This window comes from Bacillus sp. FSL M7-0791 (assembly GCF_038627085.1).
Classification (GTDB): domain Bacteria; phylum Bacillota; class Bacilli; order Bacillales; family Bacillaceae; genus Bacillus; species Bacillus safensis.
Genome location: NZ_CP152022.1, coordinates 3,566,953 through 3,587,983, shown reverse-complemented (window position 1 = coordinate 3,587,983; position 21,031 = coordinate 3,566,953). Strand labels below are relative to the sequence as shown.

The 21,031-nt window shown below is 39.0% G+C and carries 20 protein-coding genes and 1 pseudogene; 16 read left to right on the top strand and 5 right to left on the bottom strand.

Annotated features, from left to right (window positions below; translation table 11 throughout):
* Nucleotides 1-228: 228 nt before the first annotated feature.
* From MHI08_RS18375 to MHI08_RS18350, 6 genes are all read left to right on the top strand, one after another.
* A complete protein-coding gene (locus MHI08_RS18375) occupies nt 229-531 on the top strand; it encodes a metalloregulator ArsR/SmtB family transcription factor (protein WP_039182804.1) in 303 nt (100 codons plus the stop codon).
* A gap of 138 nt (nt 532-669) precedes the next feature.
* Nucleotides 670-1,836, top strand: a complete 1,167-nt coding sequence (locus tag MHI08_RS18370; protein WP_342499863.1) for an MFS transporter — start codon at nt 670-672, stop codon at nt 1,834-1,836.
* Between the two features lie 66 nt (nt 1,837-1,902).
* A complete protein-coding gene (locus MHI08_RS18365) occupies nt 1,903-2,751 on the top strand; it encodes an MBL fold metallo-hydrolase (protein WP_342499862.1) in 849 nt (282 codons plus the stop codon).
* Nucleotides 2,752-2,900: 149 nt separating this feature from the next.
* Entirely contained in the window at nt 2,901-3,491 is a 591-nt protein-coding gene (locus MHI08_RS18360; RefSeq protein WP_342499861.1) for a Crp/Fnr family transcriptional regulator, read from the top strand.
* A 69-nt stretch (nt 3,492-3,560) separates the two neighbouring features.
* Nucleotides 3,561-3,902: a darcynin family protein gene (locus tag MHI08_RS18355; protein ID WP_234107492.1), complete on the top strand. Its 342-nt coding sequence runs from the start codon at nt 3,561-3,563 to the stop codon at nt 3,900-3,902.
* Between the two features lie 105 nt (nt 3,903-4,007).
* Complete coding sequence (locus MHI08_RS18350) at nt 4,008-4,514, top strand: LURP-one-related family protein (RefSeq protein WP_044335723.1); 507 nt, start codon at nt 4,008-4,010, stop codon at nt 4,512-4,514.
* A gap of 84 nt (nt 4,515-4,598) precedes the next feature.
* Here MHI08_RS18350 and MHI08_RS18345 read toward each other — a convergent pair whose 3' ends face one another.
* Together MHI08_RS18345 and MHI08_RS18340 are read right to left on the bottom strand one after the other, a co-directional pair.
* Nucleotides 4,599-4,904: a nucleotide pyrophosphohydrolase gene (locus tag MHI08_RS18345; protein ID WP_025093707.1), complete on the bottom strand. Its 306-nt coding sequence runs from the start codon at nt 4,902-4,904 to the stop codon at nt 4,599-4,601.
* Nucleotides 4,897-6,543, bottom strand: a complete 1,647-nt coding sequence (locus MHI08_RS18340; protein WP_025093708.1) for a DUF2075 domain-containing protein — start codon at nt 6,541-6,543, stop codon at nt 4,897-4,899. The genes MHI08_RS18345 and MHI08_RS18340 overlap by 8 nt, the downstream gene beginning before the upstream one ends.
* A gap of 223 nt (nt 6,544-6,766) precedes the next feature.
* Here MHI08_RS18340 and MHI08_RS18335 point away from each other — a divergent pair, with 223 nt between their 5' ends.
* On the top strand, nt 6,767-7,642 hold the full coding sequence (locus MHI08_RS18335) for a LysR family transcriptional regulator (protein ID WP_342499860.1): 876 nt from the start codon (nt 6,767-6,769) through the stop codon (nt 7,640-7,642).
* A 39-nt stretch (nt 7,643-7,681) separates the two neighbouring features.
* Here the strand turns inward: MHI08_RS18335 and MHI08_RS18330 are convergent, their stop codons facing one another.
* Nucleotides 7,682-8,578, bottom strand: coding sequence for a PhzF family phenazine biosynthesis protein (locus MHI08_RS18330; RefSeq protein ID WP_342492165.1), 897 nt, complete (start codon nt 8,576-8,578; stop codon nt 7,682-7,684).
* Between the two features lie 173 nt (nt 8,579-8,751).
* Here MHI08_RS18330 and MHI08_RS18325 point away from each other — a divergent pair, with 173 nt between their 5' ends.
* Nucleotides 8,752-9,348 carry an Imm64 family immunity protein gene (locus tag MHI08_RS18325; protein WP_197173041.1) on the top strand — a complete coding sequence of 199 codons (597 nt, stop codon included), beginning with the start codon at nt 8,752-8,754 and terminating at the stop codon, nt 9,346-9,348.
* Nucleotides 9,349-9,393: 45 nt separating this feature from the next.
* On the opposite strand, the gene MHI08_RS18320 is transcribed toward MHI08_RS18325, so the two are convergent.
* The gene (locus tag MHI08_RS18320; protein WP_120208967.1) at nt 9,394-10,104 is read right to left on the bottom strand and encodes a GntR family transcriptional regulator; all 711 of its coding nucleotides are present in this window, start codon (nt 10,102-10,104) and stop codon (nt 9,394-9,396) included.
* A 155-nt stretch (nt 10,105-10,259) separates the two neighbouring features.
* On the opposite strand from MHI08_RS18320, the gene MHI08_RS18315 reads away from it, so the two are divergent.
* From MHI08_RS18315 to MHI08_RS18305, 3 genes are all read left to right on the top strand, one after another.
* Nucleotides 10,260-12,158 (top strand): beta-glucoside-specific PTS transporter subunit IIABC, encoded by a 1,899-nt coding sequence (locus MHI08_RS18315; protein ID WP_197173040.1) that lies wholly within the window; start codon nt 10,260-10,262, stop codon nt 12,156-12,158.
* 9 nt (nt 12,159-12,167) lie between these two features.
* A complete protein-coding gene (bglA, locus tag MHI08_RS18310; protein ID WP_197173066.1) occupies nt 12,168-13,607 on the top strand; it encodes a 6-phospho-beta-glucosidase BglA in 1,440 nt (479 codons plus the stop codon).
* Between the two features lie 154 nt (nt 13,608-13,761).
* Nucleotides 13,762-14,742, top strand: coding sequence for a restriction endonuclease (locus MHI08_RS18305; RefSeq protein ID WP_025093715.1), 981 nt, complete (start codon nt 13,762-13,764; stop codon nt 14,740-14,742).
* A 4-nt stretch (nt 14,743-14,746) separates the two neighbouring features.
* Here MHI08_RS18305 and MHI08_RS18300 read toward each other — a convergent pair whose 3' ends face one another.
* Entirely contained in the window at nt 14,747-14,896 is a 150-nt protein-coding gene (locus MHI08_RS18300; protein ID WP_342500205.1) for a hypothetical protein, read from the bottom strand.
* Between the two features lie 299 nt (nt 14,897-15,195).
* On the opposite strand from MHI08_RS18300, the gene MHI08_RS18295 reads away from it, so the two are divergent.
* From MHI08_RS18295 to MHI08_RS18275, 5 genes and pseudogenes are all read left to right on the top strand, one after another.
* Nucleotides 15,196-16,917, top strand: coding sequence for a T7SS effector LXG polymorphic toxin (locus tag MHI08_RS18295; protein ID WP_342500204.1), 1,722 nt, complete (start codon nt 15,196-15,198; stop codon nt 16,915-16,917).
* 19 nt (nt 16,918-16,936) lie between these two features.
* A complete protein-coding gene (locus tag MHI08_RS18290; protein ID WP_339240577.1) occupies nt 16,937-17,263 on the top strand; it encodes a hypothetical protein in 327 nt (108 codons plus the stop codon).
* 80 nt (nt 17,264-17,343) lie between these two features.
* Nucleotides 17,344-17,678, top strand: a pseudogene (locus tag MHI08_RS18285) (tRNA-Val4).
* A gap of 585 nt (nt 17,679-18,263) precedes the next feature.
* Complete coding sequence (locus tag MHI08_RS18280; protein WP_342499859.1) at nt 18,264-20,141, top strand: beta-glucoside-specific PTS transporter subunit IIABC; 1,878 nt, start codon at nt 18,264-18,266, stop codon at nt 20,139-20,141.
* A gap of 35 nt (nt 20,142-20,176) precedes the next feature.
* Nucleotides 20,177-21,019 carry a PRD domain-containing protein gene (locus tag MHI08_RS18275; protein WP_087978672.1) on the top strand — a complete coding sequence of 281 codons (843 nt, stop codon included), beginning with the start codon at nt 20,177-20,179 and terminating at the stop codon, nt 21,017-21,019.
* The last annotated feature ends 12 nt before the right edge of the window (nt 21,020-21,031 follow it).

Genomic DNA, 21,031 nt, shown 5'->3' with positions numbered 1-21,031 from the left:
GTGAGAAGGCTAAATTTAGCTGTACAAGCAGCAAAAAAGTACTCTAATCCTTTCCCATCAAACATCTCCATTGCCAGGGGGAAAGAAGATATAAGGATTTTCCCACCACTCCACAAAAAACCGTGATTAAGCCTAAAACGGCGAGAATGACCTAGGAAATTAGAAAGTTTTAAGGAATCTCCAACAACACATGTTGACATATCGTTATTTATCGATATAATGATTTGTATGGAGCCAATAGAAGTTTTCAAAGCCTTATCCAATGAATCCAGATTGCAAATTTTACAATGGCTAAAGGAACCTGATCGTCATTTTACACCTCATGAAGGGATTGATATGAATACTACAGGGGTATGTGTTAGTCAAATAACAGATAAATTGAAAATGACGCAATCAACAGCATCTCAATACCTTTCAATTTTATTACGAGCTGGATTAATTACGACAGAGCGTATAGGTAAATACACGTATTATAAACGAGATGAAAATGCCATAAAACAAATTGCTGAGATTCTAGAAAAAAATATTTAATAAATGAACTGAATTCATACATCAGAATTCAGTTTCATTTATTAAATACAAATCGACTTATCGTAATATGTTTTTTTTGTCCATACATATTAACAATTCTAGATATGTAAATGCATTATATATAAGGAGTGATCTACATTGTCAAGCACTGTAAATATTTACATTTTAGCTATTGTCAGTTTTTTAGTTGGTACATCAGAGTATATCATCTCTGGTATATTGGATAATATTTCTGAATCATTAGGAATTACGATAGCTTCAGCCGGCCAGTTAATTACGATTTTTTCTCTTGTGTATGCCATCTTCACCCCAGTATTAATGGCTTTAACATCGGGAATGAATAAACGCAAGTTAATGTTATTTTCACTTAGCGTTTTTATTCTAGGTAATATTCTTGCATTCGTCCTCCCTGGGTATCAATTATTTATTGTGTCAAGAATTATTATGGCTCTTGGAGCGGGGATGGTCGTAGTTACTGCATTAACAATTGCTGAAAAAATTGCACCAAAAGGTAAGCAAGGTACCGCTATTGCTACAGTAGTAATGGGATTTACAGCATCATTGATCATTGGAGTCCCACTGGGCAGAATGACTAGTGATTTCTTCGGTTGGAAAGCTGTATTTGGAGGAATAGCCTTACTCGGATTATTAGCCATGGTGATAATTTCTCTTACGATTCCAAAAATCCAAGGGGATAAACCTGTACCTTTAATTCAACAACTCGCTCTTTTTAAAAAACCAAAAGTAGTGTTGGGATTAGCCATCACCTTTTTCTGGCTCGGTGGTTATTCAATTGCCTATACCTACCTATCCCCTTACCTTTTAAATATATCAGGTGTAAGCAGCAAATTGCTGAGTGGAGTTCTCCTCGTATTCGGGATTGCTAGTCTAGTTGGGTCAAAGTTTGGTGGATTTAGTACCGATCGATGGGGTGTGAATTTTACTCTGATTAGTGGAATGACATTACATGTCATCATGCTCATATTGCTCTCACTAGTTACGCATTCTTATGTTGGAGTATTGCTCATTTTAATATTATGGTCATTTGCTGCATGGTCTTCTGGCCCGACTCAACAATATCACTTAGCTACAATGGAGCCAGAGTCATCAGGTATACTATTAGGTCTCAATCAGTCAATGATGCAATTGGCGATGGCCGCAGGTGCAGCTATTGGAGGTATCTTTGTAGAGAGGGTTTCTCTATCTTCCGTTACTTGGGTAGGGGCTTTAGGCGTTGCAATCGCGATCATTGTCACAATATTGGCTTCGCGTGCTACTTCGAGTAATGAAATTCGATATACTTAAACAGTAGAACGATGGGAAAAATCGTGATTCAATTTAAAATATAATGACAGAAAGTAGGAAGCACCTTTGCACTCAATTAAAAAAATAGGTCAGAGTTTTTGGTACATCACACCAGTATCACTAACCGACCGCCCCATCCTAGGTATGGTCGTAGGCAATAACAAAACCTTAATGATCGATGCCGGTAATTCAGAAGATCATGCGAACTATTTCATCCAAAAAACCTTAGAACACGAGAGCGCCTCGCCGGATATGGTTGTCCTCACGCATTGGCATTGGGATCATATTTTTGGTCTGCCTGCGCTGCCTGATACGGTTTCAATTGCTTCTGCACAGACAAGAAAGGAAATGGAGAAGCTTGTTCCGTTTTCGTGGTCAGATGAGGCGATTGATGAGCGGGTGAGGGAAGGAACGGAGATTGAGTTCTGCGCGAAGGCCATTAAGGAAGAATATCAGGGTCATCGAGATATTCAGGTGGTTTTACCGGATGTCACGTTTGACCGTCGGATAGAGATTGATCTTGGCGGGGTTACTTGTGTCGTGCAGCATGTTGGAGGCGATCATGCGGCTGATTCCGTGATCGTGTATGTGAAAGAAGAGAAAATCCTGTTTCTTGGTGATTGCATTTATCCGAAAATGTATGCTGAGAGAGTACATTATACAGTGAAAGAAATATTGCGTCTTTTAGATGAGTTAGAAGCTTTTGATGCTGATACGTATATTCCTTCACACCAAAGACCGTGGACAAAAAAGGAGTTTCGTCAGGAAACAGACAAACTTCGGATGATAGCGAAATTCACTGATCAATGTGGTGGAGATAAGCAGAAAATCACGAAAGAATATCAACATTACGTGAAAAGAGAACTGAAAGAAGATGAATTAGAAACCATTGCTTACTTTGTAAATGGGTATTAAATAAACACTAAAAAAAGTCTCATTTGAGTGATTTCCCTCAAACGAGACTTTTTTTGCATCACGTATTGTGACAGACTTATTTTTAGCATTGATCATAAAAACAATCCCCAAGTAAGCTTGAGTTTTCCTTATTAGGAGGTAAAAAACAGATGGGCAAAATAACTGACCCTTACGACACTTTTAAAACCAAAATATCCAAATATCCAATCGAACAAAATCATTGGCAAGCCTTCAAAGATGGAACAACGATTAAACAATTAAAAGCAGGTACATGCATGATCAAGGCTGGCGATCCGGTGAAGCATGCTTATTTCTGCATAACGGGGCTCTTCCGTCTGTTCTATTTGTTACCGGATGGAAGGGAGTACAACGTGGCTTTTACGTTGGAAGATGATTTTGCTACTTCTTATGCAAGTATGATCAACGAGCAGCCTTCTCCTTATTCGATTGAAGCGATGGAGGATTCGATCGTGATTGAAATTCCGTATGATCTGCTTCAAATGTTGATGGATAGAAGTCATATGTGGGAGCGGTTTGTTCGGGTTAGTGTAGAAAGGCTGTATACGAGAAAGGAAGAGCGTGAGAGGGAACTGCTATATTTGCCAGCCATTGAGCGATATCAGGCGTTTTTATTGAAATATCCCGGGTTACATCAACGTATCGCTCAATATCATATTGCCTCATATATTGGCATTTCTCCGGTTTCGCTGAGCAGGCTGCTCCATACAGCTGAACATTAACTTATGTTAATGCATACTCCCTAGATCTGACGTACAATCACACATCATAGAAGAATCGGGGGTATGATGATGAAATATATGATGGTTGTTTTATTAGAGTTCTATCCATCTTGGCTTGCTTTGCCGCGAGAGGAGCGAAGAACCCATGCGGCTTCGCTGCGAGAGTTGATGCAGAAATATGAGGAACATGTGACGGTGCGCTTTTTTGATGCTGAAGCTCTTCCAGGTAAGGATTACACAGATTTTGTGATGTGTGAAACGGATGACCTTAAGTTTTATCATTTTATGTGGGAAGAGATTAGAGATTCTATTCCTTATACAAGAGGTTATCTAAAAATTAAAGAAGTCATCATGGGAATGGAAAATGCTTTTCAAACATATGAAAAGGAATCTCTGAAAATGAATCAGTAATCGAAAACCACCTGCTATCAGGTGGTTTTTTGTACATTCTATTTTTTGGTATAATCAGAGGTAATGTTAGAACGGATAAATTTTTGAACTGAATCGGAGGTACATATGAAACAGCTTTACATGAAGCAGAAAGTATTTAGCCTGAGCGGCAGGTTTACGGTAAAGGATCAACAGGAGAATGATGTATATGTGGTCGAAGGCAGCTTTATGAAGATGCCGAAGACGTTTACCATTTTGAATACAGAACGACATGAAATCGCTGTGATTACGAAGAAAATGTTTACCTTTTTACCGAAGTTTTTAGTAGAAGTTGGTGGTCAAGAGGTATTGACGATTAAAAAAGAGTTTACGTTCTTTAAAGCAAAATATTCAATTGATGCTGCTGGGATCGAAGTGCAAGGTAACTGGTGGGATATGAATTTCCAGGTGCTCCAGAACGGCGAAGTGATTGGTCAGGTGAAGAAGGAATGGTTTACTTGGGGTGACAGCTATAAGGTTGATATTTTGAAAGAAGAAATGGAGCCTGTGATGATTGCATTGGTTGTTGCAATTGATTGTGTGAAAGCTGATGAAGCAGCGTCTAGGTCTTCGTCGTCGGCGACGACGAATTAGTTAAATATATTCTTAAAGTATAATGAAATGAAGAAGAGTGATAGGACATTACTCTTCTTCATTAAAAAGACGAATCATGTTTCTTTACTTTTCAATGGGATATTTCTGTCCATTTTTTATTAATTTTTCTTCAATTATTTCTTTCACATCTAGATGAAGATCTGAACAAAGCATTAGTGAATATATTAAGATATCGGCTATTTCCTCTCGGATATTTTCTTCGTTCGCCTCAAGAGCTTCTTCATTACTTTTCCATTGGAAGTCTTCAAGCAGTTCAGCTGCTTCTATCGAGATTGAGATGGCCAAGTCTTTTGGGTTATGATATTGTCTCCAGTTCCGATTATCTCTAAATTGGTTAATTGAATGTATTAAATCTTTGATCTCAGTCATATTTTCCTCCCTCTTTTATCTCTTGTAATTTTCTTCTCAATTTTTCATCTGTTGCATAAATATAAAGCCCGTGAATGCCTCGCTTCATCAAAACGTTAATCGAGTTTAGTATAATCTTTTCTTTTGCCTGTTTGATTTCCTCTGGAGACATGTCACTTCTTGATGTGAATGCACCTGTGTCTTTATAATTTGATGTGTCTATGAGAAGTTCATCCTTTTCTTCATCATAGCTGATAGAAGGGCCAAGTATGACGCCGACATAATTTAAATCAAATCCTTGAACTGTATAGATTGAGCCCACTTCTCTAACTGAATCTGCATGTTCAGCCCATGTCCATTTATCATTTGTAAAATTCCATGGCATATTGATACCAGCTTCATCTACGATATAGGCAGCTCCATCTTTTTTATGTAAAAAGTCAAAGGTAGATACAATGCGGGATAGGCCTACCTCTTCATCTTTCTGCTGAATGGCCGTTTTAAATTTGTCAGGCTCCTCAAAAATTTTAAGTTCGAAAGAATCCTGTTTTATAGGCAGAGGTAATAATTGTTTTGACACAAATTGGTCAATCCATTTCAACGTATCAGTATCAGCATGCATACGCATCTGTTCTGTGAGTTTTACAGTCTTAGCATGATATCTATTTGTAATTTCCTCGAGTAATTTTTCATTCCAGTAGCTTTTAATTTTGAGTACCTGCTTTGGATCAAAAATGACAATGGTTATTTTACTTCGTTTGATAATTTCTTCTAGTTGGTTTTGGTAATGGAAGTTATTGTACTTATCATCTTTTGTTAATAAAAGATGGGCTTCATCAATTAACACGATGTCAGCCATTTCACCTGACTTTGTCATCTGATTGATAAACGAGGTTGGTCTCATAATTTGTTTCTTTTTCAGATTTGGCAGACTCTTTGCGATGTTTTGATATGTTTTAAGCATTTCCGCGTGATTTACAAGTAAATAATTGTTCTTATTGTTTAAGACAGAGTCCATATCATTTGATAAATCTTGAATCGTATTAAAAAGAGAACTCAGTAAAACACTCTTCCCAGTTCCTGCATCACCTTCTATCGAAATCACATGGTGACCTGACTGTTTGATATGCTCTTTGCAAAAAGATAAGATTTCATACTTAATTTCTACTTGTTGAGGTGATAATTCTTTATAGGGAGAAAGTTTATAAATATCTCTATTTTTTAAGGTTTCAATTGAATTACTAACGATCTTATCTTTTTGCAGTTGCTCCCATATCTCTTTAAAAACAGTTTCATTGTAAAAATCTTTTTGATAATAATGATGCATTTCCCTCGATCGTGTCTGACTAACATTTTTTAATTGGAAACGATTTTCTGCAATAAAGTAGTTTATGAGATTTGTCTCAATATTGTAAGAGGCAGATTGATGAAATCGTTCATGTCCGATCAGAATTGTTTTAGTTAATTTGTTCTTTTTTGGGTCTTTCAAATGATCCTTCAATCGTCTGCTAGCTTGGACTGACTGACCAATATAAGCAGATGGCTTCTTCTTTTCATCATAAAGAATGTAGACAATAGGTTGATTATGAAATAAGGTTGTTCGTAAAGAAAGAATATGATTTGTATTAAAATCGCGTTTTTCAATAAAAAGTTCACTCATTTAGCTAGCCCCTGTAGTCTTTTTGCCTATTATCGTATCATAAATTTAGCAAAATATCTCAGTGCTTATAGGTGGATATTGATTCTCGACAAATTAGACATGTTGAGTTATTTTCCATAGAGAGATAGGTGTCTTTGATTTACTGGTAATGGGTGGAAGTCGCTAAACCCAAATGAACTATATAACTAGCATTATTTTTCGATTTAACATATGAACATACGAGGTGAGCACACTGATCACATTCCAATACAAAGTATTTCTAACAGTCGTCGAATGCGGCAGTTTTACAAAAGCCGGGGAGAAGCTTGGGCTGACGCAGTCTGGGGTGAGTCATAATATTGCGAAGCTTGAGTCGGAATTAGGGATTGTGCTGCTTCGGAGGAATCGAAACGGGCTTTCGTTAACGGACGCAGGTGAGCGGGTGATGCCGCATATCCAGCAAATCATGCACCATGCGGCATTGCTTGAGCAAGAGGCAGCGCTGATTCAAGGGATGGAAGTGGGGAGCATCAAGATTGGGACATTCCCCAGTTTTTCTTCAAATGTCCTTCCACGCCTTATTCATCTTTTTACGCAAAGCTATCCGCATATCAAGCTGGAGTTATATGAAGGCGGTTATGAGGAGATTGAGGAATGGATTGCTTCAAGCACGGTTGATGTTGGTTTTTTAACGCAGTCATCGAGGGAATTCGAGACCGTTCCACTTTTTCAGGATGAGTTGGTGGTGCTCATACAAGAGAATCATCGCTTTCATACGAAGAAAGTGATTGAAGTGGACTCGCTACATGATGAAGCCTTTATCATGCCGAAAGCGGGCTGTGACATACTCGTTAAGAAGCTGTTAAAAGAAAGAGGCGGCGTGAAGCCTCATGTTCTGTTTGAAATTGAAGACAACAATACGCTCATTTCTATGGTGCAAGAAGGGCTTGGGGTCACGATCATTCCCAAATTAGTGTTGCCGCCGCACATACCTCATACGAAAATCATTCCACTGGAGACGAGCGTCTTTCGTGAGGTCAACTTGGCGCTCAAATCATTCAAAGCAGCTTCCCCATCGGCCAAGAGGTGGATCGAAACGGTCAAAAATCATTTTAAATAGAATCAGCTTGAACAGGAAGTCCCCATTCAAGCTGATGTTTTATAAGGTTAACACGCCGCGGATCGTGATGACAGCTGCGCCTGCCACTTTGATCACCGGCTCTGATTCATTTGGAATGACTGTGATACGAAGCAAGCCAGGTCTGCCGATGGCATCCCCTTGGGCAATGTTCAGGTGAGTGATTTCTTGCTGAGAAATGATACCCTCCAAATAAAGATATCCAGCCAATGCTCCGTTTGCTGCCCCTGTCACAGGATCTTCGGGTATACCAATCCCAGGTGCAAAATCCCTCGTATAAAGATCGCATTCTTTTGAGGGGTGAAACGTATAAAGGTGGGTTGTCGAGATGCTATGCTCTTTATTCATTTTAGCTAAAGCCGCTAAGTTCGGTGCCGCTTGATCAATGTCCTGTTGGTCCTTCATCGGAACAAGAAGATGCCAGTTACCGGTGTTTGCTAATTTGATAGGATAGGAAGGATCAAGGCGGTCACTGCTCACACCAAGCATGTCACTAAGCACTTCTAAATCGATGACAAAATCCCGCGTCTTCGGTGTCACCTGCGTCATTTCCACATCAACGACCTTGCCGTTTTCTTCATGCCATACAACAGGAACATTGCCGATCTTTGTTTCTAACACAACTCCTGATCTCTCTTTAGCCAGTCCTAGCTCCGTCGCCAGAAGCCAAGTCAATCCAACAGTCGCATGCCCGCAGAAATTGACCTCTTCCGTCGGGGTGAAGTATTTGACACGATAATCGGCTTCCTGATCATGGGCGGGCAGTAAGAAAACGGATTCTGGTAAATTCAACTCCTTGGCGATGCTCTGCATGTCATCCTCTGTCAAAAACTCACCATCCAACACCACCCCAGCGGCATTTCCTCCAAATTTCTCAGTTGTAAACGCATCGACATGATACACTCTAATATCTCTCATCTGACGAACCCTCCTACACATTTTTGTTATGTTTATCATAAGTTTGTTTGATGCATTCGTAAAATGAATCTTTTTGATGGTTTAAATCGGAAGTGTTCATGTAAGGGAGTGAGCTTTCGCTGAATAATGGTTTGAGTAAAGTATAATGAAAGAAAAAATGAAACGAGGGATGCATGATAGCTATAGGTGGATACATTAATGTCGGGATCGTTTTTTATGAGGCCATTCATATACCAAATACTTTTCGCCAACTGATTGATTATCTAGCTCAAAAAGACATGTCTATTACGAAAGTAAAGTTTAGTCAGGACCCTGACGGAGAAACATGGATTGAACACAGTGTTAAAGAAAATATCATCAAAGACGATGATTTTTCAGGTTATTATACAGAGTTTGAATTGTCAGGTATAAGTTCAGATCGAAAAGGGATGACAATCAACATACAAAAAGAAACGGGTTTCGTAGGGTTCGTTCTCAGTTTAAATTGGACAGAGGTTGTTTCTCATGATGTTATTCATCTTCAACAAGAGATCATACGCTGTCTTGTAGATCTTTATCATACGTTTACATTTGAATATGCCTTCATTGGACATGAAATTGAAGTCGAGATTCATCCAAATGAGTTTGAAAAGTGCCTGCTAGAACAGCATGCTTTTCCAGTTGCTCTAATTGGTAAAGGAGATCACATAGACATTTATTATGGTGATGTGGCGATTGATGGCCTTTCTTCTCAAGAAAGAAGGATAGAATATTTAAAGGTCAAAAGCTAATAGTAAAAAAGCCTCCTGATACTCTCAGAAGGCTTTTTCCATCCATCATCCATAATAATTATTCGCTTGAATAAAAAATTGGGATTGCATGTAGTTATATGTGATTTTCGAGAAGTCGAAGGGCTGGCCGTTTGTGAGATGAAAGACGGTCTCGACGCGGAGGGCGGGATCGTCTTGTTTGAGGCCGAGGTGCGTCGCTTCGGTTTCATTCAATTTGCCTACTTGTAAGTACATATCGGAAAAACCGACTTTGAGCCCCAAACCTTCACTGACGAATTTAAAAACAGAGTCGGCGGCAATTTCTGTATTGAGATAAGGAATGATCGTTTTTCGGTAATAGGATTCTTCTAAACATAAGGTTTGTCCATTGATGTAACGAATTCGTTTTAGATAAAAAACATCCTCTTCTTGTTCAATGTTCAAATTAAGTGCAGCTTCTTCGGACGGCTTGATGGTGTCTAGCATTAAAACCTCTGATGTCAGTTGAAATTCCTCTAAATCTTTTTTAAACCCTTGGTTGGATAAAAGGCTGATGTAGCCCTTGCGCCGGTGTCTTCGAACAAAGATGCCGCTGCCCCTCACTTGATAGATAATTCCTTTTTTTTCGAGTAATTCTAACGATTTGATAATGGTACTTTTGCTCACAGCAAATTGGCTCATGAGTGTTTCGAGTACAGGGAGCTTATCCCCTTGCTGCATCTCATGGGTGACAATATATTTTTCAATATCGCTCGCAATTTGTTGATACTTTAACATGGCTATTCCTCTTTGTTTTCACGATTTATTGTCTTTGTATTATAGCACATACCAAATTTCCTTTGATATGCTATTTGAAATTATATACGTATTGATAAATTGTACCGGTATAATTATAATGTACATATACTAGCAGTGATAAAGGGGGGGTTTATATGTCAAAAGTGAGGGATTATCAAAAGCTTGCAGAAGACATCTTAGAGGCAGTTGGCGGAGAAGAAAATGTGGTGAGTGCTGCAAGATGCGCCACACGGCTGCGTTTGGTCTTGAAACGTTCGAATCCAAAGGCAAAGGAAGCAGTTAATGCAATGCCTGGGGTCATTACCGTGGTGGAAAACGGCGGTCAATTTCAGGTCGTCATCGGTCAGCATGTTGGTGAGGTATATGAGCATTTTTCCACCCTTGTTCAGCTGCAGCCATCTGATGATGATCAGGTAAATGAAAACAAGGGAACGGTGCTGAATCGTGTCATCGCGACCATGTCTGCTGTGTTTGCGCCATTTGTGTATATTTTGGCAGCAGCAGGTATTTTACAAGGTGCACTTATCCTCATTAATTTATTATTTCCAAGCTTCTCGAAAACCGGAACGTATGAAGTCTTTAGCTTTATTTCCTGGGCGCCGTTTACGTTCTTGCCTATCTTTATTGCCATCACAGCTGCCAAGCATTTTAAAACGAATATGTATATCGCCGTAGCGTGTACAGCAGCGCTTGTCAGTCCAGCTTGGACGGAGATTGCTGGACGCGTGGCATCAGGGGAAGGCGTTACTTTTTTAGGCATAGCGTTATCTGAAACGGTTTATACGTCATCTGTTTTGCCGCCGTTATTCTTGGTATGGATCCTTTCATATGTAGAGAGATTTTTAAACAAACGTATTCACGAGGTGGTCAAACCGTTATTTGTCCCATTTATCTGTATGGTCGTCATGGTTCCGTTAACCATTCTATTAATTGGTCCACTTTCGACAGCGGGTGCAAATGGGATTGCAAACGGATACAATTTCTTAGCAGAACATGTCCCAGCTTTAGCAGGCGCCATTATCGGAGGTTTCTGGCAAGTGCTTGTCATTTTCGGTGTTCACTGGGGCATCACGCCAATGGTGCTCGCCAACTTTGAACAATATGGACGTGACTCCTTCCAGGCATATCAAACCATCGCTGTTATCGCTCAGGTCGGCGCAGTGTTAGGGGTTATTTTAAAAGCAAGAAACCGCGAAACACGAAAAGTCGGGGTTTCAGCGGGAATTACAGGTCTCTTTGGAATTACTGAGCCTGCGATTTATGGGGTCACCCTCCGTTTCAAGAAACCATTTATTTTCGGATGTATATCTGGAGCGGTCGGTGCCATTGCTGCCAGCTTCTTTACGCCTTATTACTTTGCGTATGCAGGGTTGCCTGGTCCACTGACGATTGTAAACGGAATTAGTTCAGATTATCCAACATCGATCATCGGCATATTGATTGGTGTCGCAATTGCGCTGATCTTACCAGTTGTGCTCATTCAAATGTTTGGTTATGGGGAAGATACAGTGGAACAGACAGCTGGTGAAACGTCTGATAAAGATCAAGTTGGAGAAAAAATGAATGCTTCGATGAATAATGAAGAAACAATCCCTGCACCTCTTGCAGGGAAAGTGATCCCGTTATCTGAAGTGCCTGATGCCGTATTTAGCTCGGGAGCGATGGGCAAAGGGTTTGCGATTGAACCGACAGACAACAAGCTGTATGCACCGTTTGACGGCAGTGTCGTCATGCTTGCGCCGACAAAGCATGCAATTGGACTGCGTTCAGAATTCGGGGTGGAGTTACTAGTTCATGTAGGAATTGATACGGTTTCCCTAGATGGCTCAGCATTTACTCTTCATATCAAAGAAGGCAGCAAGGTGAAGAAGGGTGACTTGTTGATGACATTTGATCAAGAAGCCATTGAAAGCAAGGGATTAAAAACAATCACACCCGTCATCATCACCAATACACAAGCGTATGAAGATGTGATTGTAGAAGAACAATCAACATGTCAGCCAACAGACGTCATGATCACAATTGTGAAATAGGAGGAATGAATAATGACATTACCAAAAGATTTTCTATGGGGCGGAGCATTAGCTGCACATCAATTTGAAGGTGGATGGAATGAAGCAGGAAAAGGCCCAAGTGTTGTAGATGTGATGACAGCAGGTGCTCACGGAGTACCGAGACAAATAACTGAGACGATAGAAGAAGGAACATTTTATCCGAATCATGAAGCGATTGATTTCTACCATCGTTATAAGGAAGATATCGCGATGTTTGCCGAAATGGGTTTGAAATGCTTACGTACATCGATCGGCTGGAGCCGGATTTTCCCTAAGGGAGATGAAGCGGAACCGAATGAAGCAGGTTTACAGTTCTATGATGATGTTTTTGATGAATTGCTCAAGCATGGCATCGAGCCTGTAATTACGCTGTCTCACTTTGAGATGCCGCTCCATTTAGCAAGAGAGTACGGCGGGTTCCGCAGCCGAAAAGTCGCTGAGTATTTCGCGAAATTCGCAGAAGTGTGCTTCAATCGATACAAAGACAAGGTCACATACTGGATGACATTTAATGAAATCAATAACAAAATGGATGTCAACAACCCACTATTCCTTTGGACAAATTCAGGGGTATCAGTCAAAGAAGGCGAAAATGCCAAAGAAGTCATGTATCAAGCAGGACACCATGAATTACTTGCAAGTGCATGGGCAGTAGCCAAAGGAAAAGAGATCAATCCTGCTTTCCAAATTGGAGCGATGGTTTCTCACGTGCCAATCTATCCGTATTCCTCAAATCCAGAGGATGTCATGCTCGCAGAGGAATATATGAGACAGCGCTATTTCTTCCCAGATGTACAGGTGCGCGGTTACTATCCGAGCTATGCATTAAAAGAATTCGAACGCGAAGGCTATCACATTCCATTTGAAAAAGGCGATGAAGAAAGCTTAAGAAAAGGGAAAGTGGATTATCTAGGCTTTAGCTACTACATGTCGACAACGGTTAAAAGTGATACGGTGTCTGATCACAACGGAGACATTGTCAACGGAGCCCTGCCGCATGGTGTAGATAACCCTTATATCAAATCAAGTGACTGGGGCTGGTCCATTGACCCGACAGGCTTAAGATATACATTGAATCGTTTTTACGATCGCTATCAAATCCCGTTATTCATCGTAGAGAATGGATTTGGTGCAATAGATCAAGTGGAAGAAGACGGTTCTATTCACGATCCAGAAAGAATTCAATATCTCGCTTCTCATATCGAAGCACTGAAAAAATCCATTGAATACGACGGTGTCGACCTTATCGGCTACACACCTTGGGGCATCATTGATATCGTGTCATTCACAACAGGCGAAATGAAAAAACGCTACGGCATGATCTACGTTGACCGCGACAACGAAGGAAACGGCTCAATGAAGCGCCTTAAAAAAGATTCGTTTACTTGGTATCAAAACGTCATTGCAACGAATGGTGAAGAAGTGTAATAAAGGAAAATAGAAGCCCGGTTGAGCGTGTATTCGCTTGTCCGGGTTCTTCTGTTTCTTTTGACAAAAATGGTGAGTATATCCTTTTGTTCACAAGAAATAAGTCTTATAATTTAGTAAGAATATTTATGGGATGGAATAGGAGAGATCGTAAATGACGAAATGGTGGATGGTTCGTGCAGGTGACCAAAATGAGTTAATTTCAATATGGGAAAAGGAAGGTATTGCATCGATTGGGTGGCCAAAATTAGGTAATCCAAAACAATATCAAACAAAGCAAGAGATGAATGATCGAGCTGATGTCATATTCGCCGAGAACAAACCTTTTACAAGGAGAAGCTGGGTTAGTCAGATATGGAGGTTCAGTAGAGAAATTAAAAAGGGAGATCGAATCATTACATATTTAAAAGAGAGTCGTGAATATCGAGTAGGTACTGTGACTGCTCCGCATTTTTTTGATGAAGCAATTGGAGATAAAATGTATCCAAATCATATTAAGGTGAATTGGGAGCCAATCGCCGTTAAACGAGATTCCCTCAGTCAACCAGCTAAGAACAGCCTCGGTTCTATATCAACTGTTTTTCGTGTAGATGATTGGGGGCAAGAGATTGAACATTTACTCAAGAACCCTACTTCTATTGCAGCATACGAAGATGAAACAGAAGAAGATGAAATTATTGAAGATTTAGTCAGCAAAGCAACTGTTATGATTGCAGATAAGGTAGATAAACTGGATCCGTGGCAGATGCAAGATCTAGTCGGGGGCTTACTGCAAGCCATGTCATACAATGTTCGCGTAAGCCCAAAAGGGCCTGATGGCGGTGTTGATGTATTAGCTTATAAAGATGCATTTGGATTTGAAAAACCTATTATAAAAGTACAAGTTAAGCATCGGCAAACCTCAGCTAGTTCCCCAGAAGTACAACAATTATTAGGGGCTAATCCCATGAATGCAAACAGTTTATTCGTTTCTACTGGTGGATTCACTTCAAATGCCAAAGCTGTTGCGAAACATAATGAAGTTCACCTAGTGGATTTAGAAGAACTCGTAAATCTTATTGTACATTGGTATGAGCATATGCCAGCTGAGACAAGATCTTTATTACCTCTGAAAAAAGTGTATGTACCTGAGTGATTTTTTATTGTCTACGCTTCAATAACGCCTGAATACAAAGGAAAAAGAGGATAATAACAATAAAGTAGTTCATTGGGTTTTGAAAGATATTGATGTTCAAGGATAATTGTAGAAAAATCCAAAAGCCGAATATCACGATAATTGCATAAATGATCCTTTATACAATTTGATTCTCCTTTCGTTTTAGTTGGCATTATCTCATATCACTGAAAAGATTGAACAGGGATTAATGTTCTAATAGTTCTATCACATAGTATGGTATAAAGGGCCAACTAATGTTTATAAATAGCATAAAGGTAAGGCTAGACAGAGCAAAGTGCATTGTCTAGCTTATTTTATTTGACCGTTAAATAGAGAGTCTATTCCATTTTTTATGTCATTTAGACTATTTTTCCGTTTTGAAGGTCACGGTAAAATAGACTTTATGATCAATAATGGAGGGAGTGACTTCTTCTGAGCAAGATACTTGATGCAAAAGCACTTACAAGTGCCATGGACGCAAGGGCAAAACACTATCAGGAACTCCGCGAACAAATGGTTGATTTAAAAAAGGCATTACAAGGTGTTGCCAACCTCGGTGATGATTTTACTGGAAAAGGAGCCGATAACATTAAAAGTTTCTATAAAGAGCTCGCTGGAAATGTAGACATGTTTATCAGCTTCATTGATAAACAAAAAGCCTTTCATGAAGGTGTTTCTGGGACACTGGATGATACGAGCTTTGGCGGCGATACCTTTGTAGAAGAACACTTTTTAGACAACGCAGTACATATGGGCATCAAGAATGCCAAAAGCATTGTGAAAGATCAAAAAAAGGCACTCAAAACGATTTTTCAAGATATTGATGACCTCATTTCCCTAGAGGTATTTGATAGCCAAACCTTTGATGAAAAAATAGAAGATGCGGAAGATGAACGAAAAAAGACGGTCAAAGAACTAAGAGAGCTTGATCAAAATTTAAAAGATGAATATGCTTTGTCAGAGACGGAGCAGCAAGCTACAATGGCATTGTACGCTGAAATGATGAATGCGACAAATGACGGAAAAGCGATTTCGCCTATGAATTTTGACAAGAAAGCCTATCAAAATAGCGAAATCTACAAGGCAAAAAGCGATATTGAGAAGCAAACTTCTGAATATCTGAAAATCAAAAAAGAACAAGAACAAGCCCGCGAAATCGCAAAGGAACAAGAAGCACTCGCCAACCGCCCTTGGTATGAAAAAGCCCTCGATTATGGTGGAAACATCGTCAATGAACTGACTGGTGTGAACGATGCAAAACGTGCCGCAACAGGCGTTGATCCAATCACAGGGGAAGAACTCACCGCAGGCCAGCGAGTCGCGGCAGGTGGCATGGCAGCAGCCGGTTACATCCCTATCGTGGGTTGGGCAGGCCGCATTTTCAAAGGCGGGAAGGCTGTCTATAAAACGACCCAAGCCACATCAGCCGCAGTCAGGGCGGTCGATATCTACAAGACATCGCAAAAATCTTTTGACGCCCTGAAAACATCTCAAAAAGGCTTGTATGGCCTCACCGCCACCAACGGCTTCAGCGAAGCGATCACAGGCCGAGACATGTTTGGAAATAAGATTTCGAAAGAACAGCAGGAAGCTAGTATGAACGCAGCGCTGGGGATGCTTTTGCCGTTTGGTAAAAAGAGCTTTTATGGTAGTCTGAGGATCGGTGAACAAAAAGTTGCTGAGAAAATTATAGCAGAAAGAACCAAGGGATTAGATTTAAAGAAGCACCCTATACAAAGAAAGCAGTTAAGCGCTAAGAAGATGAAAGAGTTGAAAGACAAATTTGAGAATAGGACGATTACGAAATTAGAATACGAAAATTATAAATGGAATAAAAAGTTTGCCAAACATAGAAACACTGGTGTGAATGAGTTTTGGTATCAGGAACGTCAAAGGATTTTGAATAAAGAGGATCCAACCAGAAACTGGGATAAGCAGCAATTAAGTGATATTCTAAATGGTAAGAAGCCTAAAGTAGATGGAAAAACTGTGCAAGGTCACCATTCTTACAGTGCATCACAATATCCACATTTAGCGAACAAAGGTGAAATTATATATCCAGCTACACCAAATGAACATTTTAATGGTTGGCATGGAGGTAATTGGAAGAACAGTCTGCCTGGAGAAAGAATTAAACCTATTGACGATTTCTAAACTATGGAGGAGAAAATAAATGCCTGAAATGAAAATGCGAATAGAGAAAGATGATAATCAAATCAAATATATCTCGATTCTAAGAAAACATACAGATAAAAGTATTTCTGAAATAAAAGAAGCAATAAATAAAAATGATTTTATTTTATCTTATAATTTATTAGATATTGATGAATTGAAAGAGATGAAAAAAATTATCAGTTTACTAGAAAAAGCTGGAGCTAAAATGCATATTTATGAAGATAGTCGAGAGGTTAGTGTTGAATTTTTAGATAATCTTATTGAATCTTATTTGGATACAGAAAAGTATCTAGAAGAAGTTGACGAGCAAATAAATGAAGATTAAATTTTGTGGCTTTGAAACAGATGATGAGTTGGACTGTATAAATTCACTATAAACCTTTAGTATGAAGGTGATTAACTTATATGAAGTATTCATATGAATTTAAGGAAGACCAATTTGGTGACTTAGCAATAATACTCCCAGAAGAAATAAGTATTTTCTCAGATTTTATCCAAGATATTTCAACAGAAGAAGAAGTGGATGAGTTATAGAATATATTCAAAATGTTATAGATGGAGTTTATGAAACCTTTGAAATTACATTGAATGCTACCAGTGTAAGTATTAAAAGAGAAGAGACAATGGTTGAACATCATTATAGAATTGAAGAACCTCATGAAAATAAAATTGAAACAAAAGAATTCATAAAGCTGTTGTTAATTTGGAAAGAGAAAATACCAGAAATATTCGAAGATTAATTATCATATTGACGATTAGAAATATAATGATTCGGGCACTTGATTAGTCCTTTAGGTTACAAGTGCTTTTGTTTAATTAAAATCTCTAAGTGTTTGAGTACTAAAAGAGTAAAGTAACCCTAAAAGGTGATTTCTATGTATAACAACAGAAATATAAAAATGGATTCCCTAAAAAGAAAAAGCAGAAGAAAGCACCTAATGAACGAATTAAGCTACATGAACTTTGAATTTAGACGGTCTCTATTTGAAAGATCATGACTTTATCGTTCTTAGTTATAGGTACGATTAGATGATATAACAGTGCTCTTTGATCTATATTTAATCAATTTATTATTTGATTTGTCAGAAAAACATTGCTTTTGTGAAGATAATTAATTACTATAAAGATATTAACATGTTAAAAGCGGTTTCATGAAACGATGAGAATTTTAAAATAGAATAATGCGTTCATTCAATAAGGCGTGTTACTGTTCGGCAGGCAAGACCTAGATTGGATGGGATATCTGTATTTGTATATTCCCACCCAATCCAGGTCTTTTTTTGTTGCCTGAGCTCCTATAATTAAAAATGAAAGCGGTGACTTTAATGAACCATAAAGACTTAGCTCAAGATATTCTTAAACATATTGGTGGAAGTGAAAACGTTCAAAACTCCATCCACTGTATGACGAGATTAAGGCTGACTTTAAAAGACTCCTCACTCGCAAACTCTGAAGAAATTAGCCGCCTTGATGGCGTCATTCAAGTAGCAGATACAGCAGGTCAGTATCAAGTTGTTATTGGCAATGATGTTGGTTATGTATATAAAGAGTTTGCAAAACTGATTGATCAAAATCCGGAAGCAAGCTGGCAAATTGTTCAAAACAAAGATCATAGCTTGAAAGGATATTTCAATCGTTTTGCCAATTTGATCACTGGCATTTTTGCACCGATTATCCCTGCAATTGCCGGGGCAGGGATGTTAAAGGCGTTATTAATTTTATTGCCAATGTTGAACTTGATGAAAGAAGACAGCCAAACCTATTTGGTATTGAAAATCATCTCAGATGCAGCGTTCTTCTTCCTACCTATTTTGTTAGCCTATACAAGCTCACAAAAATTTGGTACAAACCCTATGGTATCAATGGCTTTAGCTGGGGTATTGCTGCATCCTAACTTAACAGCCCTGTTTAGCAGCGGAGATCCAGTTGTCTTTGCGGGCATCCCACTAAAAGCTGTTTCTTATGGAGCATCCGTTATTCCGATCATACTCATTGTTTGGCTGATGTCTTATGTAGAAAAGCTGGCAGATAAATTATCACCGGGACCGGTCAAAATCTTTATGGTTCCTTTAATTACGATGATTATTGTTGCTCCGATTGGTTTACTGTTTTTAGGGCCGCTTGGTATGTACCTTGGTGCAGGTTTAGCCGCAGGGGTCTTATGGATCCAGCAAACGGCAGGATGGGCTGCCGTTGCCATTTTAGCCGTTTTCTTACCTTTTATCGTTATGTTTGGGATGCAGAAGGTGTTCTATCCAGTGGTTATCGCGTCCCTTGCTTCACCAGGATACGACGCTCTTATCGGAGTGGCCATGCTAGCGGCGAACTTTGCGCAAGGTGGAGGTGCTTTGGCTGTTTCCTTTAAAACCAAAGACCCTAAGTTAAAACAAATTGCAATGTCCGGAGGAATTTCTGCTTTATTTGGGATAACAGAACCTGCATTATACGGCGTTCATTTAAAACTCAAGAAAACATTACTCGCATGTATGATTGGAGCAGGAGTTTCAGGTATTTTTGTTGGATTGATTAAGCTGAAAGCGTTTGTGATGGTTTCACCTGGTATTGCAACGATGCCAATCTTTATTGAAAAAGGGACTTCAAACTTTACGTTTGCTATTATTGGTGCAGTCACGGCAGCGGTCATCGCGTTTATTGCTGTTTACATCATTGGCTTTAAAGAGGCAGAAACTGAAAACATCGAGAAGAAAAATGAGCCTGTCTCTACATCAGAAAGCACAAGAAATCGTGAAGTCATTTATGCACCAATGAAAGGAGACATCATTCCTTTAGCCAAAGTGAATGATAAAGTATTCTCTGAAGAAGTGATGGGGAAAGGGGCAGCGATTCAACCTAGTGAAGGGAAAGTATTCGCTCCTTTTGATGGGCAAGTGGAAATGATTTTCCATACAAATCATGCCATTGGTCTAAAATCAAACCTTGGTGTGGAAGTTCTGATTCATATTGGTATTGATACCGTTAACTTAAATGGACAATTTTTCACTTCACATGTTCAACAAGGTGATACAGTAAAACTAGGTCAACTTCTGATTGAATTTGATCAACAGAATATACAAAAGGCTGGCTATGATACAACAACACCAGTCATTATTACAAATACAGCTGATTATTTAGAAATTTTACCCCAAGAGGGAAAAACGAATCCTGTTTCTGGTCATCAGCAGCCACTTTTAACAGTCTTATAAATCGATTTTGAATGTAACCAGGAAGGTGATATGGTATGGAAATTATAAAAGTGCTGAATACCAGTGTGGTTCTCGCTAAAAGAGATGACGGTAAAGAAATCATCGTAATGGGTAAGGCGATTGGGTTTAAAAATAAGCCCGGCAGTCTTATTCAAGAGTCCGATATTCAAAAGATCTATGTGCTAGAAGATCAAAGCACGTCTAACGATTTAGCTGAGCTTATGAGGGAGACCCCAGAGGAATTTTTAATCATGACAGATGAGATTATATCCTATGCGAAGCGCCGTTTATCTACACACTTAAATGAGCATCTTTATATTTCTTTAACCGATCACCTTTTCATGGCTACGAAGCGCTTTAAGGAAAATTTAACGATACAAAATCGCCTGCTGTGGGAAGTAAAGAAATTTTACCCCGAGGAATTCAGTATTGGTCTGCATGCACTAGAGCTGATTGAAAAACAATTAGGCATTCAGCTGCCTGAAGAAGAAGCGGCGAATATTGCATTTCATCTAGTAAATGCGCAGCAGACCAAAGATAATTTAAATCAAATCGTAATGATGACCAATATGGTCAAAGACATTTTAAATATTATCAAAATGCATTATAAGATCGACATTCCGACAGATACGATTAATTACTCTAGATTTTTAACACATTTACAGTTCTTTGTTCAGCGTTTGCTTGAGAATAAAATGCTCGAAACAGATGATCACGATCTAATCGATCAAATCATGAGGAAATACCCTGAAGAAGTAAAATGTGTGGAGAAAATTGAGAAATATATAAAAACAAATGTTGATTACACGATATCCAATGACGAAAAAATGTATTTAATTATTCACGTCAATCGAGTGGTTCAAAGAAATAACGCATAGTCTTGAGGAGGA

What these genes read in the sequence shown, in the direction of transcription:
- MHI08_RS18360 (WP_342499861.1), top strand. Translation starts at nt 2,901, where the DNA reads ATGGGCAAAATAACTGACCCTTACGACACTTTTAAAACCAAAATATCC.
- MHI08_RS18375 (WP_039182804.1), top strand. Translation starts at nt 229, where the DNA reads ATGGAGCCAATAGAAGTTTTCAAAGCCTTATCCAATGAATCCAGATTG.
- MHI08_RS18290 (WP_339240577.1), top strand. Translation starts at nt 16,937, where the DNA reads ATGCCTGAAATGAAAATGCGAATAGAGAAAGATGATAATCAAATCAAA.
- MHI08_RS18345 (WP_025093707.1), bottom strand. Translation starts at nt 4,904, where the DNA reads ATGACTGAGATCAAAGATTTAATACATTCAATTAACCAATTTAGAGAT.
- MHI08_RS18280 (WP_342499859.1), top strand. Translation starts at nt 18,264, where the DNA reads ATGAACCATAAAGACTTAGCTCAAGATATTCTTAAACATATTGGTGGA.
- MHI08_RS18350 (WP_044335723.1), top strand. Translation starts at nt 4,008, where the DNA reads ATGAAACAGCTTTACATGAAGCAGAAAGTATTTAGCCTGAGCGGCAGG.
- MHI08_RS18330 (WP_342492165.1), bottom strand. Translation starts at nt 8,578, where the DNA reads ATGAGAGATATTAGAGTGTATCATGTCGATGCGTTTACAACTGAGAAA.
- MHI08_RS18355 (WP_234107492.1), top strand. Translation starts at nt 3,561, where the DNA reads ATGAAATATATGATGGTTGTTTTATTAGAGTTCTATCCATCTTGGCTT.
- MHI08_RS18340 (WP_025093708.1), bottom strand. Translation starts at nt 6,543, where the DNA reads ATGAGTGAACTTTTTATTGAAAAACGCGATTTTAATACAAATCATATT.
- MHI08_RS18275 (WP_087978672.1), top strand. Translation starts at nt 20,177, where the DNA reads ATGGAAATTATAAAAGTGCTGAATACCAGTGTGGTTCTCGCTAAAAGA.
- MHI08_RS18320 (WP_120208967.1), bottom strand. Translation starts at nt 10,104, where the DNA reads ATGTTAAAGTATCAACAAATTGCGAGCGATATTGAAAAATATATTGTC.
- MHI08_RS18325 (WP_197173041.1), top strand. Translation starts at nt 8,752, where the DNA reads ATGATAGCTATAGGTGGATACATTAATGTCGGGATCGTTTTTTATGAG.
- MHI08_RS18315 (WP_197173040.1), top strand. Translation starts at nt 10,260, where the DNA reads ATGTCAAAAGTGAGGGATTATCAAAAGCTTGCAGAAGACATCTTAGAG.
- MHI08_RS18305 (WP_025093715.1), top strand. Translation starts at nt 13,762, where the DNA reads ATGACGAAATGGTGGATGGTTCGTGCAGGTGACCAAAATGAGTTAATT.